Origin of the sequence: Jeotgalibaca sp. A122 (assembly GCF_052266715.1) — a bacterium.
Taxonomy (GTDB): domain Bacteria; phylum Bacillota; class Bacilli; order Lactobacillales; family Aerococcaceae; genus Jeotgalibaca.
Genome location: NZ_JBQPRB010000001.1, coordinates 407,484 through 423,190 on the forward strand (window position 1 = coordinate 407,484; position 15,707 = coordinate 423,190).

At 39.5% G+C, this 15,707-nt stretch carries 10 protein-coding genes; 2 read left to right on the forward strand and 8 right to left on the reverse strand.

Going from position 1 to position 15,707, the window contains the following annotated elements; all coding sequences use genetic code 11:
- Nucleotides 1-89 precede the first annotated feature (89 nt).
- The 4 genes from ACTU7M_RS01950 to ACTU7M_RS01965 form a co-directional block, all read right to left on the reverse strand.
- On the reverse strand, nt 90-2,939 hold the full coding sequence (locus ACTU7M_RS01950; RefSeq protein ID WP_443472689.1) for a hypothetical protein: 2,850 nt from the start codon (nt 2,937-2,939) through the stop codon (nt 90-92).
- A gap of 57 nt (nt 2,940-2,996) precedes the next feature.
- Nucleotides 2,997-5,771, reverse strand: coding sequence for a type I restriction endonuclease subunit R (locus tag ACTU7M_RS01955; RefSeq protein WP_443472690.1), 2,775 nt, complete (start codon nt 5,769-5,771; stop codon nt 2,997-2,999).
- A 475-nt stretch (nt 5,772-6,246) separates the two neighbouring features.
- Complete coding sequence (locus ACTU7M_RS01960) at nt 6,247-7,491, reverse strand: 5-methylcytosine restriction system specificity protein McrC (protein ID WP_443472691.1); 1,245 nt, start codon at nt 7,489-7,491, stop codon at nt 6,247-6,249.
- A complete protein-coding gene (locus tag ACTU7M_RS01965) occupies nt 7,491-9,731 on the reverse strand; it encodes an McrB family protein (protein WP_443472692.1) in 2,241 nt (746 codons plus the stop codon). The genes ACTU7M_RS01960 and ACTU7M_RS01965 overlap by 1 nt, the downstream gene beginning before the upstream one ends.
- Before the next feature lie 346 nt (nt 9,732-10,077).
- On the opposite strand from ACTU7M_RS01965, the gene ACTU7M_RS01970 reads away from it, so the two are divergent.
- Together ACTU7M_RS01970 and ACTU7M_RS01975 are read left to right on the forward strand one after the other, a co-directional pair.
- Nucleotides 10,078-10,512: a MarR family winged helix-turn-helix transcriptional regulator gene (locus tag ACTU7M_RS01970; RefSeq protein ID WP_443472693.1), complete on the forward strand. Its 435-nt coding sequence runs from the start codon at nt 10,078-10,080 to the stop codon at nt 10,510-10,512.
- Between the two features lie 17 nt (nt 10,513-10,529).
- Nucleotides 10,530-12,362: an ABC transporter ATP-binding protein gene (locus ACTU7M_RS01975; protein WP_443472694.1), complete on the forward strand. Its 1,833-nt coding sequence runs from the start codon at nt 10,530-10,532 to the stop codon at nt 12,360-12,362.
- Between the two features lie 57 nt (nt 12,363-12,419).
- On the opposite strand, the gene ACTU7M_RS01980 is transcribed toward ACTU7M_RS01975, so the two are convergent.
- From ACTU7M_RS01980 to ACTU7M_RS01995, 4 genes are all read right to left on the reverse strand, one after another.
- Nucleotides 12,420-13,103: a YcjF family protein gene (locus ACTU7M_RS01980; RefSeq protein ID WP_443472695.1), complete on the reverse strand. Its 684-nt coding sequence runs from the start codon at nt 13,101-13,103 to the stop codon at nt 12,420-12,422.
- A gap of 311 nt (nt 13,104-13,414) precedes the next feature.
- Nucleotides 13,415-13,537, reverse strand: coding sequence for a hypothetical protein (locus ACTU7M_RS01985; protein WP_443472696.1), 123 nt, complete (start codon nt 13,535-13,537; stop codon nt 13,415-13,417).
- A gap of 205 nt (nt 13,538-13,742) precedes the next feature.
- Nucleotides 13,743-14,690, reverse strand: a complete 948-nt coding sequence (locus ACTU7M_RS01990) for a nucleoside hydrolase (protein WP_443472697.1) — start codon at nt 14,688-14,690, stop codon at nt 13,743-13,745.
- 90 nt (nt 14,691-14,780) lie between these two features.
- Nucleotides 14,781-15,665, reverse strand: a complete 885-nt coding sequence (locus ACTU7M_RS01995) for a ribokinase (protein ID WP_443472698.1) — start codon at nt 15,663-15,665, stop codon at nt 14,781-14,783.
- Nucleotides 15,666-15,707 lie beyond the last annotated feature (42 nt).

A 15,707-nucleotide genomic window follows, 5' to 3' on the forward strand; every position in this document is an offset into this window, starting at 1 on the left:
TTGTAATTTTTTGAAATATCACACTCTTAAATCCATCATACCTCAAAAAAATACAAAGTCAATAAAAAATCGAGTGTAATTTATCTAAATTACACTCGATTTTTTATGAATATATCTAAACCCAAATTTTTAGCAAGCAGAACGAGCTGTTTTCTCATAATTATATCTTCTTGCTCATTCATTTTTTTGTCAATGAGTTTTTCGATTTCATTCATGAAATCACAGACAATCTCTTTGTTGTATTCGGTAGCAAAGTGATAAAACATATACATAAATAACTGACTATCAACTATACCATTGGGAAGGCTTTTTTCCATCATCAGATTCTTGAAAGACAGTACCAATTCATAATAGGACATTGAATCTTTATCAGGATATGCCACCTGAATATTCTTCACAGCTGTTATCGTATCCATCTCACTAAGTTGGAATTTAGTTGCCAGTTTATACAGTTTTAGGGACAAAATCTGATTTTCCTGTGACACAGCATCCAGTAATTTCCCCACAACCGGACTGGCCATTACTGCGGATTCAGGCACACCATAATAAAGAGCATTGTCTATATTCCCATATAGTGCATCATCTTTGAATGGTATCTGGTAAGCTCTCAACGCTTCTACAATATACCGTTGTGTCGTTGGTTCTGTTTGTTGCGCAGCCAGGATCCTGATTAGCTCCGCTACGTATTTTTTATGGGCACCCTTCACCGTTATTTTCCCAACCAGCGCATCACGCAATCCGGATAGGATACAATCTATAAATCCCTCATCCACTTCCTGAAGGCATCCAATAAAAGTATCCTTGAAGCCAAGATAGTCATTCGTGAAATTTTGAATGAAGCTGTCAGCACCCGATTCCTTTAGCAAAACGCCGACAAACTTCTTAATGTCTTCACTCCAACAAGCGTACAATTGGTGTATGACTTTTTCTTTATCATCCCCCATCATTGTCTGTTTCGCTTGGATATCATACAAATATGTATTTTCAAACTCTCGAATCGCGATTTTTTTCTTCTCTTTGTTCATCTTCCCTAAATTCAGAATGACCTGGAGTGATTCCTTCTGATGTTTGAGGTATAAAGACAACTTGGTATCGTCTATTTTGGTTATTTTTTTGCTTCTATCCAACCGGGAAATACTATCTATTTGGACGTATTCCTTATTGAGAAACTGTACTTGTTGACAGCTGAATGACCACTCCGGGTCATAATAGAAGCGCTGTTGGACGTATTTCAATTGCACTCCTTTTATATTTATAAAGGCTTGCAGCATGTTTACGCTTTGCTTCTTTAATCCTTCTGAAATTTCCATGACATAAATAAAATCGCCATTATTCAACAACTTTACTTCTTTTAACATTTTTTTCCGAATGGTTAGTCCATCATAAGTCTCATCATTCACTTTTAACTGCAATTCATTCAAAGAATATGGAAACCTCATCACAATTCCGAATCTAACGGTGCCCGTCAAGATACTATATGAAGTATCATTAATGTATGCGGTCATCTCAGGGATGTACTGATTATTCGAAAAAGCGATCATCGTCTTGGGCGATTTGATGTTGTATTTCATCTTGCCATCATTTATTTCGGTACGGTTCATTGCCAAAAAGAAAAGACTCTCTTTTATTTTTTTTTGGTCCGCCTTTTCTACACCGACTCTATTTGGTGGTGAAATTTCATACACATACCCCGGTTTCAACTCGGCCAATGAAGATTCTACCCTTTCTCCATTCGGATGAAGCGTAAATACGCTGGTCTTCACCGAAGCTATCTCTTCCTCTTTAGCTTTTACAAGTGATGATTCTTTCGACTTCACTGCTTTACTTTCCTTTATGGTTTCTTCATAAAGTTCCTTTTGACTGTCAAAAATTTTTTCTTTTGTTGTTGGTTTCTCAATTGTATAGCGTAAATTCTTATGTTTTGCCCCAAATGTTAAATCAACCGGCTCACTTTTCCATCCGATTCCCCCCATGGAAATATTCAACTGTATAGTTTTCAACTTGTGCTGAAAATTAAACACATTAAGCACCACATTTGGCTCTTCATTAGGCTGGAAATCTATAAAATGTGTCGGCACATGCAAATGAACAGCTCTTCGCTGATACTCAATCCTATCTTTAAGAGGCATTTGTTTTGGCTTCTTAAGGATATAAGCACGGGTGTATTCATTTTCAAAGCCATTATTCCGTTTCAAACTATCCCTTATCTTATTTTCGAATCGTTCATTGATTTTAATAGGCTCATTATTTCCTGATTCCATCCATTCAAAATAATTAAAAATTTTCCTCAATACGGTAGCAACTGCCGACGGATTTAGCAAATAAGCATGCATGAAGGATTTCGGTATCTGACCGCGTATATATGCGATGCCGTTCAATTCATAATTAGTGGCGTTCTCCTCCACACTGCCTTCATATTTTCTAAATATTTTGCGTAAATAGGGGAAAAAGAGATCCAGTTTTTCTTTGGTTACTTCTTTTTCAAAGTCCTTCAGATAGATGACATATAGGACATAGATAATCTTGTCTCCTGAACTATCGTTTCCGATGACTCCATGCATCCGAATTGTTTCTACATACTCGTTTCTTGTTGTTTGATAGAAGCTCCAGCATCGATTCTCATAGGATATCTTCATTGCTTCAACGGTGATATCCCGCACATATTTTTCATCCAAGCCTAAGCGCACGGCTAAGGACTCCCAAAAACGCTCACCGGTGTACTCATACATGTCAAAAAGAATCGCATATAGCGACAAAATATCACTTTGTATATGATAAAGGTAAGGATGATTTTTGTAGCTCACCATTATATCCTTGGCCTGTTTCTCAACTAAAGCATATTCTTCAGGCGTGACGTCAATCAACCCGACCAGTGTTTTCTCTTTGTATCGTGTTTCCTTTCTTTTGATCCGTTCAAAAATAGGGGTTAAAGTATCCATACTCTCTTCCTTTAAAATAATATTCAATTATTGGGACCCTAATTAAGGGACAGCATGTTAGACGGACATGAATCTACGGGTGTTCTCTATTACAAACTTAAAAATCCGGTCAATTTTCCTGCGTTTCTTAATGAAATTGCCGTTAATTTGATCGGAAACCCGTTCCCGGTTCAGACTGCCGCTGTACTCATACTCAGCCAAAAATTCATTGACAACGTACGGCTGCAGCTCCACATTTTGGGAAAATTCATAAATCTCCCCTTCGCGCTCTTCCTCTTCGAACTCATTGTACGCCTCATCGAGATTGCTTTCCTTATCGAGCACCGGCACAACCTTATCCAAGAACTTACGAATCAAATCTGACTTCAAGCGCAAATCTTCATTATCAGCCTGATCCAATAGCCGGTGAATGGTAGCGACGTTTTTATCACGCTCATCTTCATCCTCCAGATTAATGTTACGAATCAGGTTCAGAATGTAGCTGACATTTATGGTGTCCGTTTGAATGACATCAATCGCGAAGTCCAGGTTGTCGAGAATGGAAACCTCTTCACCTTTCTCTTTCTTTTTCACCCTTTCATAAATCGCGAAGTACTTGCTCTTGAAATCCTGGTAGTTTTGCTCAACGATTCCGATCGTGTTTTCCGAAAAATCAAATTCGTCAAATGTCCGCAATTTCAACAATAACTTGGATAGTTCCCGGAACAGTACCACAAACTGGTATTGGTCCTCTTCGGCTTCCAACTGGTCCACTGATTCCGGTGTCGGTGCCAGTTGCAGTAGAGAAGCTAATGCTGTCCTGAATTCTGTCAAGTATTCCCCATAACTAGCCATCAGCACTGTGTTGGTATCGTTGGTCTGCGAGTACAACTTAATCGCTTCATCCGTTTGATACTTCAGATTGCGATAACATACGATGTTCCCATATGGTTTGGTTTCCTTTTCAATCCGGTTTGTGCGGGAGTATGCCTGCAACAACGTGTGGTATTTCAGATTCCGGTCCACATATAGCGTATTGAGCGGCTTGCTATCGAAGCCAGTCAAAAACATATCTACCACTATCAGAATGTCCAGTCTTTCGCCCGGAACACCTTTCTTAATACGCTTGGAAACATCGGCAAAATAGCCGTTGAAATTATCCGTTGCGAAATTTGTGCCGAATGTTTCGTTGTAGTCCTTCATGATGCGTTCCAGGCTATCGCGCGAGTGTTCCGTAGAAATGTCCTCATTTCCGGGTTCGTTTGCGCCATAGGTGAAGATACTCGCGACATTAATGTCTTCGGCATGTTGCTTGAACAAATCATAGTATTTGATTGCCATCTTAATACTTTGGACGGTGAAGAGAGCGGTGTATTGCTGGTTTTTGGTTTTTTTACGATGGTTCTTCAGGATATGCTTGGTTATGTCCTCCAGCCTTTCGTCTGCCATCCACACTTCGTTCGTGTTGATGCCAGCCACCCTATCCTGGTCCTCTTCATCGAACTGTCCCCGGAAGGTACTAATGTACTCCACGGAAAAACCTAATACATTTCCATCACGGATGGCATCTTTAATCAAGTAATGATGCAAGCACTTCTGAAAAATATCGGCTGTGACTCTGCCATCCTGGCTTGGATTCTCCGGGAAACGCGGCGTTCCGGTGAAGCCAAAGTACTGGGCATTTCTGAAATGCTTACGAATCAGTTTATGCATTTCTCCAAATTGGGTACGGTGGCATTCATCAATGATGAAGACAACCCGGTCTTCCTTGTAACTGTCAATCACCCTGTGACCCGATTTGATGGCATTGGACATCTTCTGAATAGTCGTCAAAATCAAAGGTTTTGTTCGGTCCCCCATCTGTTTCAAAAGCTTACGGGTGTCATCGGTCATGTCCACAGAATCCGCTTCGAATTTATTAAATTCAGCCAATGTCTGGGAATCCAAATCCTTCCTGTCCACCAGGAAAAATACTTTCTCGATGCTTTCTTCCTGGGCAATAATTTGGCTGGCCTTAAACGAAGTCAGCGTCTTCCCGCTCCCGGTCGTATGCCAAATGTAGCCATTATTTCTCGTTTCCAATGCCTGGCGCACTAGCGCTTCAACCGCATAAACTTGGTACGGACGCATGACCATCAGCACCTTGTCTGTCTCATTCAATACCATATAGCGCGCAATCATTTTGGCCAGGCGACATTTTTCCATGAAGCTTTCCGCGAATTCACTCAGCACATTGATGCGGTTATTTTCTACGTCCGACCAGTAGAACATATGGCTCTTCATGATTTCCCCATCACTATTGGAAAAATATCGCGTCTCTTGACTGTTGCTGATGACGAAAATCTGAATATAACGGAACAATCCGGTATAGGTATGTTTACGGTAGCGCATAATTTGATTGAACGCTTCCGTCATGTCCACACCACTGCGTTTCAGCTCCACCTGCACAAGAGGCAGTCCGTTAATTAGGACGGTCACGTCATAGCGGTTGGCGTACTTCCCTTCCATGCTAATCTGATTGGTGACTTGGAATGTGTTTTTGCACCACTCCTTCGTGTTGAACAGCTCCAAGTACAAGTTCGTACCGTCATCTCGTCTAAGTAGGACTTTATCCCTTAATATTTTGGCGCTATCGAAGATACTTTTCCCGTTTATTTGAGTCATCAGACGTTCGAATTCTTTATCGGTAAGGGGTTCTTCCCCTATTTTCATACTATTACGTTGTTCCAGCACCATTCGGAAGTTCTCAACCATCGTGGCTTCACTTTTTACTTCCGGTACCCATTCGTAGCCTTTTGATACAAGCTGCTCAATCAGTTTATATTCCAGTGCTGTTTCACTCTGGTATGCCATTCAACCACTCCTCATAATACGCAAAATATTCCGAATTACTTTCCTTCTATTATCTCAATATATTGGTATTATTTCAATAGTGATTGAATTTGGCTTTTAACTCATTATTTTGTACTTTATTGCAGTCTAGATTCCCTAAAAAATAAAAACGGGCAAGAAAACTATTCATAGTTTTCTTACCCTATAGCAAAATGTTCCCAATCAAGTCTTTTATAATAATCCATTGTATGCTATGGCTTCCTTATCTAGTTTAACTAAATCTTTCCGCGTTGATTGAAAACTATTGCCTTTTTCTCGAATTAAATGAACTATCTCTGAAAACCTATCTAAGCTTTCAGCATTATTCGAAAATCTATCACGTTATTTCTTCATGATTCAATGTAAATTTTCAGAAAAATCCTCCTCTTACACTACATCTGTCCGATGAATTTTTGATAGGCTAATACAAGCATTAGAAATCACGGAAATATAAATACTACATTGTATCCCTCAACATCCTATGAGCGAACCCCACTATCCCTTCATACCTACCACTCTCAATAAGCCTCTCTAATTCCATTAAATTCACACCACGCAGAATAATCTGTTGCTTGTTTTCCAACAATGAGATGTTTACTCGAATTTTTTGATCAGGGACGTCCCCCGTACTCGGATACAAGATAATGGGATTAATCTTCCCTTCACCAATGGACAAACCATAATTTGAGAGTTGGTACAAATCCGATGTGGATACATTGTTTTCAATCAAATTTTTATATTTAAAATCAATGATAGTATGTAGTTTGCCACCTTGAAAAACCATCAAGTCAGGTCGGATAGAAACCGGCGCTTTATTGAAAGGATTTGAATCATCCTCGTATTTAAAAATCGTTCGATTGGAAACCTCAGCCATAAATCGATATTCAGGGACATAAACATTAAAAACCTTGGTTAAGTAATTCTGGAATAAGCTGTTCATGTTAACCCAAATCGATTTACCGAGTCGATTCCCTTGTGCGATACCAGTAACCGTTAATAACCAGCTTAAATAATTCAGCGGAATTTTGTAGGCCTCTTCCAGTCTTGTTAATCGAGAAACTATCCCCTCAAGAAACTTGATACTGAGGGAGATGGTTGAAACGGAAGTGTAGTTTCGTAACAATAGATTGATTTTATTGACTATAAAGGGATTGCTACTCTCTTTTTTAAAGTACAATAGCCCGGATTTGATTACTTGATTCAGTGGTTGATTGGTTTGAAGCATTTGGTATTCAATCGGTGTCCGTTCTGTGACAACTCCTTGTTTTACGAGTTCTTTAAGGTTTATTTTACCTTTGATGTAAATTTCATTGTTGTGCACTGAAACGTACTTCTTTCTGATTTGAGCACTCAGCTTTTCAACTAAATCAAGCCATTGAAGAATTAATAAATCACGAAAAGAGTTTTCTCCCGCGCCTAATTGGGCTAAATTTTCTTCATTAGCTGGAATAAACCCATGCAGGAATCCAATCATTCTAATCATCGAGAGAGAGGTAATTTTAGGCTCGATTACTAATGAAAAAGACTGATTCGCTTCAAAGCCGACATTTGAATTAGCAGTAATTAGGATTCCTTCATTAGTGAGACTCGTTTTGATGATGTTTCTTTTTTGTAAATCGAGCAATTCCTGAAGTGTCGCATCATCATAATCTGACAGCTTTACTGTTTCCCATTCTTTCATATGGATTGTTTTTAAGACCATCATAGCACCTGTTCATCTAAGGCTTCGACCAAGTCAGAAAATTTCGTCTCTGATAGTAAATCATTTCTAAGACGATTTGATGAATCAAATATTTTTCGCCCTAATATTTTTTTTAGTTGATCGGTATTATTGTAGGTATATTCCTCCAGTAATGGGATAATCTCATACTTAATAACATCAACGAACTGTGCGGGTTCAGAAATTACCGCTCCTTTTGAAAGGAAATAAGAATGTCCAATTTGTAAATCCCTACCTTCTGATCCCAGTGTATCTACAATTCGTTCATTAACAGCAAGGAGCCAGTCACTTATGTTGATTTCAGCTCCTGTTGCTACTTTTTCAAGCTCCAGGTCTTCACCCGTTCCTTCTTCATCCCCTGATACTGGGGACTCTTGGATAACTTGATTTATTAGTTCGTAATCTGTTTCCAGGTTTATAAAACCGAACCGGCGCCTTAAAGCTAAATCAATCAGGGAGACTGATTTATCAGCATTATTCATTGTTCCAATTATGTAGAGGTTACTAGGTACCGTAAACCTATCTTTTGAAACTGAAAGGTCTATATACTCACCACGTTTGGTATTCTCGATTGAGTAAATCAATTCACCAAAAACTTTCGTCAAATCTGTCCGATTGATTTCGTCTAAAATTAAGTAATAATTTTTATCGGGTTTCAATGCAGCTTTGTTCGCGAATTCTTTTAATACACCTTCTTTTACATTAAAAACTAAATCACCATTGATATTTTCAGGACGTAAGCCTTCTACAAATTCTTCATAACCGTAGTTTGAATGCATGACAACTACTTTGATTTGTTCAGAACTTTTAACTTGGTCTTGTTCCTCAAAGCGTAAATTAACAAAACTATTCTGGTAGTTTTGTCGAGCCACTAATTCATACACCGTATTTAAGGCCCAATACGATTTACCGGTTCCTGGTGCGCCTGTCAGTATAATTTGCTTCTTCTTCATCAATAGCGAGTTGATTTCCCTCATAATCCCTTTAAGTGGTTTTATTTCTTTTCTGTTTGGCAAGATTGTAGAAGAAACCGTGTCGCCCTTCTCAACTGCCAGTTCCACGTTTACTTGATCTTTTATAGGGTAAATTCTGTTGATTAGTTTTGGCACTTTTCCACTGATTTCAAAAGTATCTTTGACTTTGTGCCAAACAATGGGCACACGGTGTTGAAAGGCTTCCTCGTTTATAAATTCATACTCCCCTTTTAAGACGCCAACATATTTAGCCTCCCGCTCATCAACAAGCAAAAGTACATCGTTACGCTTCAGGCCTATCGTTAATGAGTTGATTTGTGTAGCACTATACTCCCGATAATCAATTCCTTTAGTAAACTCTCTCAACTCTTTTGTGGAGGTAAAGTCAGACAAGTCTCTGTTTAATTTTATAGGTGGGAAGAAATATTCTGATTGAATCATCTTATTAAGGTCGGATGCAGAATATTTGTTGAGTTCCACTTTATAGTAATTTGTTGAACCTAACTCGAAGACGGAATAAACAATTTTGCTTAAATTTGGATGTGACAAGCCAATCCTTTTTACAAGTTCGTTATAAAGGAAGTCAAGAATATAGGTGTTATTTTCTTCCTCCACCGAAATTTCATTTACAAATGGATGCTTGAGCTTTACCAATAAGGATCTGAATGTGTTCATTGAGGAAAAATCTGAAATTTTTTCTGGATAAAAAAGATGGAAATATTTATGAACCCACCCATATTGATAAAAGCGAGCAAGTTCTTGATCCACTTCAATCGCTTTAATCATTTCGCGAACATCTTCTAAAGTTTCATGCGGGCTATTCTCAATGTGATGATGTAGTTTAACTAGGTTTTGTCTAATTTCATAAGCTCTTTCTTGTGCCGCCTGATCGGAAATAGGAACTTGAGAATTCCCCTCCCATTTTACCCATTGATCGAACTTATTAGAATGAAAAATCGTGAATTTACCAGCCGTTCCCCCACCGATGCCGCCAAAGTTACTTGTATTGAAATCCTCATCATTTTTAAATTCCAAATGATAAACCAGACTATCTCTATTTTTTGAGTTCATCAAGTTTTCAAGAGCTTCCTCCGGTGTCATCCTCTCTAATACTTCTTTCGAAAATTTGGTTGTAAAATAATTCCGTTGCTCTGCCAACAAATCATCATTTACAAAATTTATAGAGTTTTTTAAACGCTCGTATTGTTGACACAGGAAACCAACTATTTCTTCAATATTTTTTTCCATACTGTTCCTCCTTAATTATGATATTCATGACTCCCGCGCACGTTCACTTTTCATCATTTCTAGGAATCATTATGCAGTTATCCTTGTTTTTTGTTATCGTATTGTTTGCATAAAAACGACTTTATATTCAAGCCCATCAATGCCTACAGTGAGTATAGCTTGGATGACTCCCTTATCCTCTACCTGCACTGAGCCAAACGGATATTTCATTTTGTTTTTATTATCTCAATATTACTAAGCTTATTCAATGCTTCTTAACGCTCCCCACCTTGACAAATCATACTTAATCATTTATAATAGTTAACATATGTTAATCATTAACAAATATGAACTAAAGGATGGTTCGATGGAAAAAAATCCGAATACCCCTGTCACTGAAATACTCACACACATCAACCGCTTAAAGCTACAACGTCAATCCCAACAAAAAACTGGGCGCGGAACCGGAATCGTTCTTTCTTACCTCTATGACAATGACACTAACGTCATTCCCAGCGAGCTCGGAAAAATGATGAATGTCTCTACACCCCGTATCACGACTATTCTCAATAAACTGGAAGCTAAAAACCTGATTGAACGTAACATCTCACCTGAAGATCGCCGCAATGTTTTTATTACCTTGAGTGATGAAGGCCGAAAAATTGCCGCAGAGAAAAAAGCCCAACAGGAAAAGCTTATTCAAACGCTGGTGAGCCGGGTCGATGAACAGGACATCCAGGCTTTTATCCGCGTATTGGACGCACTGGAAATCGTTATCGATGAACAAGGTTGGGAACTTTAATAGAGGAGCGTGATTGATTGAGAAGAATCAATACAAGAGAACTGGACAAAGAAATTACTGCGCAGCCACCAAAAGTCACACGCCAATTGCTGAAACGCATCTATTTATATTTGAAACCTTATCAACTTCAAGTCGGCTTAAGTATTCTTGTTATTCTCTTTGCTTCTCTCCTCGGTGTTCTGCCCTCCATGCTGACCGGTCGGATCATCGACGAAGGCTTTATCGGCGGAAACTTCAACAAACTCGTCACCCTCATCGCAGCATCGTTTTTTGTTTTGATTTTGACAGGACTGGTCGGTCTTTTGCAAAGTTACTTGGGTTCCTGGCTGTCTCAAAACATTGGAAAAGATATGCGCAACCACCTGTACGGCCACCTTCAAAAACTCTCGCAAGGCTTTTACTCTTCCGGCAAACAAGGCGAAATCATTACCCGTATGACCAGTGATATCAGCGGTGTTCAAAGTTTCGTAACGGGAACATTGACGCAAACCATCGCCAATCTCGCAACACTCACAACCTCCATGTTCGCTATGTTCCAACTAAACGGGGCTTTAGCCATTGTGGCTATTTTGATTGTGCCGCTATTGATTTTTCCGATTAAAATGGTCGGCAAAAAGCGTTGGGAACTCACCAATGAATCCCAAGATTTGAACGATGAAGCCAACGAAATCTTAAACGAAACGCTGAGCGTCAGTGGCCAACAACTCGTAAAGCTCTTTACGAAAGAAGAGACTGAGTACACGCGCTACCGTACCATCAATGAAAATCTGACCAAAGTTAAAATAAAAGAAACAACAGTCGGCCGCTGGTTCAGGATGATTGCCCAGACTTTCGTCGAAGCCGGTCCGATGTTCATTTATTTGGTCGGTGGTTTTATGATCCTCATAAATAAATACCAAGGGCTGACAGTTGGGGATATAACCGTCTTGGTTGCCTTGATGTCCCGCATGTACAGACCGGTCATGCAACTGATGGATATCCAGATTGAATTTATCCGCTCACTCGCCCTCTTCACCCGTATTTTCGATTATTTAGATATGCCGGTAGAGATCGAAAACAAACCAAACGCCACACTTCCAACAGACATTACAGGTGATTTGCGCTTTAACAACGTCACATTCCATTACAACGAACAATCGCCTATTCTGAAAGGAATCAACTTCCAAGTGAACGAAGGCGAAACACTCGCGATTGTCGGTCCTTCCGGTGCTGGGAAATCAACTATTTTCAATCTTATCCCCCGCCTTTACGATGTGATTGGCGGCGAGATTAAAATGGGCGGTCACGATATCAGAGACTTGGATCTTCATTTCCTGAGACAAAATATCGGGATGGTTACCCAGGAAACGTACCTTTTCAACGCATCCATCCGCGAAAATTTACTCTATGCCAAGAGTGATGCGACTGAAGAAGAACTGATTCAAGCCTGTAAGGAAGCCAACATCCACACCTTCATTTCCAATCTGCCGGATGGTTACGACACACAAGTTGGAAATCGTGGCATTAAGCTGTCCGGTGGTGAAAAACAACGCCTATCCATTGCCCGCGTGTTTCTGAAAGATCCAAAAATCTTGATTTTGGACGAAGCAACATCCAGTTTAGATTCGCTTTCTGAAGGGTTGATCCAAGAAGCCTTAAGTTCCTTACTTAAAAATAAAACAAGTTTGGTCATTGCGCACCGCTTATCGACAGTCATGTCTGCCGATAAAATCATCGTTTTGGAAAATGGCCAAGAAGTCGAAAGAGGGACGCACCAACAGCTGCTGCAAAATGACGGCATGTACAAATTAATGTACGAAACCCAGTTCAAGCCATACCTCAATGAGGATAGGACGCTCGTGTCCGCGTAGACTAAACGAAAGAAGCCCCACCGTAATCAGATGTTGATTACAGTGGGGCTTCTTGCATTATTTACTCTTCTTATTTGATGCTTGGAGGGTCTTCAAGAGGATATCAAATTGCCCCTTGAAGGACGTGATATCATCAAAGATATCTTCACCTTCGTTCAATAATTTGACAGTTACCCAGCCCAATGCAGCTGTAATCGTACTGGCCACTGCACCGTTTATAGCCGCTCCGGCAACAGTCCCTACAGTCGGTACCATTTTCAAAAGATTCCCGACAACACTTCTGCCTAATCCCACGACAACAAGCTCTTTAGATAATGCAGAGCCTAAGTTCTCTGACCATGACTGCTCGAATGTTTTATGCAGGCGTGACATCATTGTCAGTTGAACAGGGACTAATAGAAACGCATCCGAGAAAGGAATTGGTGAACAACCAATAATTGCAGCTGTCAACGTCGCAGCATGAATAGTTTTATAACATTTATTCCGGATCTCAGGATCAACCCCTACAAGAAACTCATCAAAGATCTTTTCATACTGCTCTTTACTGTTCGATAATATTTTTTCAGCTTGTTGTTTAGATTTATCAAATGATCCCATTATTATCGTCGCTGTCTTTTGAGGCAGCTTCTTTAGTACTTCATTGAAGAACATGGAAAATTCATTGGTTTCTTCCATAATAACTTCTTCTCCATCTTCTTGTTTTTTCTTCTTGAATGAATTTTTATCAAACCTTTTTTTCATTAATAATCTCTCTTTCTATTATAGGATGTGTATTTCTTACGAATTCGCATACAATGAGAGCGTTTTATTTTTTCGATAATTATATCATATCAAAAATGAGACGCTAACAATTTTAATGATTGAAACTGATCACAGAAAAGAGGAATAGTGAATCTTCTAATTTCAACTTCCTGTGTTTCCTATAAACTTAACACATTATAAAAGACCTTATTTTGTAACTCTCACAAAACAAGGTCTTTTATATTCTATTTTTTTCACATCTAATCCCCAGCAGCTGAACTATCCGGTTATTCCGGATAGTTGCACAGTTATTAAATACCCTGCATAGCTACGAAAGCATCCCGCTTTAGTGTCACAGGCGTAACCGGCTCCGTTAATAATGCTAGGGCATTTTCCAATTCAGCCAGGAGTAGTCTATCAAGTATTATCTCCATGTTGTTTCAAGTCCTATCTTAAATATTCCAACCAGCAATATTTTTTGATTACGCAAAAGTCAGCCCCAAATCACCGACTTTTGCGTAAAGAATGCCACAATTGTGCAAAGGTCATCCTAAATCACCTAACTTTTGCACAACCAACCTGTCCTATCAAGAACGTCGCAGAAAGGAAGATGGATTACCGGACACCCCTAGATTACAATTAATGATTATTGGTATTTTGGACATATTTAATCACAGTCTCCTTAAACTCAGCTCTAAAACGTGCTAAGTCAACTCCCGTAATCATTTGTACATTCGGTTTTTGAGGAGCGCGAATCCGGGCATCCACATAAGTCATACCTCTTGTTTCACAGCTGTCATAACTGACATCAATTTTCAAATCCTCTGTTTCAAAAACTTCAGGATGAAGCAGGTGTACCAGAGGGACAACATCATTCGGGGTACAACTCATGCCAAAACCCAAGCTATTATAAATAGACATTGAATTCTCATTTATCGTTAACATAAACTGACCTAGTCTCTCATCATATGACGCAATCTCCAGTAAATCTTCCTTGTAGAGCCTTGCTAATTCAGTTACATCTAAACCTGCTAGGACAATAGGAAGACCAGAGTTGACAACGACGTGCGCAGCATGTGGATCAACGTAGAAATTAAATTCACCTGTCGTTGTAATATTTCCGCCTTTGAGTCCGCCACCCATAATGATTATCTTTTCAATTTTATCTGCCAGTTCTGGATAAGCTTTCAGTAAAATGGCGACATTCGTTAGCGGCCCAACCGCCGCTATGATTACTTTCTCCGTTGTATTTCGTAAGATAGCAACATATGATTCAAGAGCGGTTTTTTCGGATAAAGGCGCAAAGCTGTCAAATTCGTATCCACTCATCCCATTGGCACCATGGATATCATCCGCAAAACTTGGTTTTACCACTAATGGCATATTACTTCCCCGACAAATAGGTATATCATGGCGATTTAAAAAGGCCAATACACCCTGCGTGTTGTTGGTTGTATGATCAACATTTACGTTTCCCGCTACGGTATGAACGGCCAGAATTTCAATTTCTTCAGAAGCAATGGCATACAACAAAGCCATTGCATCATCTATCCCTGGATCACAATCAATAATAATTTTATGTGTCATTTTATCATTCTCCTATAATTTCGCTCGTCTCATTCGTACGCACACGCAAAAACCCTGCACCAATCATGGGCTTTGTGCAGGGTTTTGCCATCAGTCTTTGCCCAAAACCTCTTCTAATGTAGGAATGGAGTTGGACGCTCCCTTAATACCAATACAGAGACTGCTTGCGATACTTGCGACTCGCAACACTTCCTCCATGGGCTTATCTTGCATAATGCCACCCATCGCATAACCCGTGAATGTATCCCCCGCACAAGTCGTATCCACAACTTCTGTCTTGAAAGCAGCTTGCTTCACAGTACTTTGGCCGTCAAAATATATGACGCCATGCTCCCCGAGTGTCAAAATGATATGACTATTTGGGTAAACTTCATGCATTTTTCGAATGCTCGCATCTGCATCTTCCAAACTTGTAATCGCAAACGCTTCTGTTTCATTCAAAATAAAATAATTGACCTGATCCAAAGGTGCTTGTAGTAAAGTCGCATTCATAGGCGATGGATTTAAAAATACCGTGTGCCCAAACTGCTTTGCACGACTGATAATATAATCAATATTTGAAACTTCATTCTGTGCAAGCACATAACAAGGCTCGTCTTTGAATTGCTCAAAAACAAAATCGATTAAATCTTTTGATAATTCTAAATTCGAACCCCCATCAACAATAATGGCATTTTCTCCAGCCTGGCTAATTTGGATGACGGCATGTCCAGACTGAATGGGACTTTCAAAAATATAATCCGTATGAATGCCATTTTCATGAAGCATCTGTTTTAATTCGCTACCATCCGGGCCCACAACGCCAACATGGTACACGTCGCAGCCAGCGCGACTCAATGAAACAGATTGATTGAGGCCTTTACCACCTAAAAAATCCGAATACTTCAAACTTGAAATCGTCTGGCCAGCCTCAACAAACGCCTCTACTTGATAAGTACGGTCATAATTCAGCGAACCAAAATTTAATACTCGCATAAGACTCCTTCCTTTGTTAAGTAATTAAATACTACAGTTAAC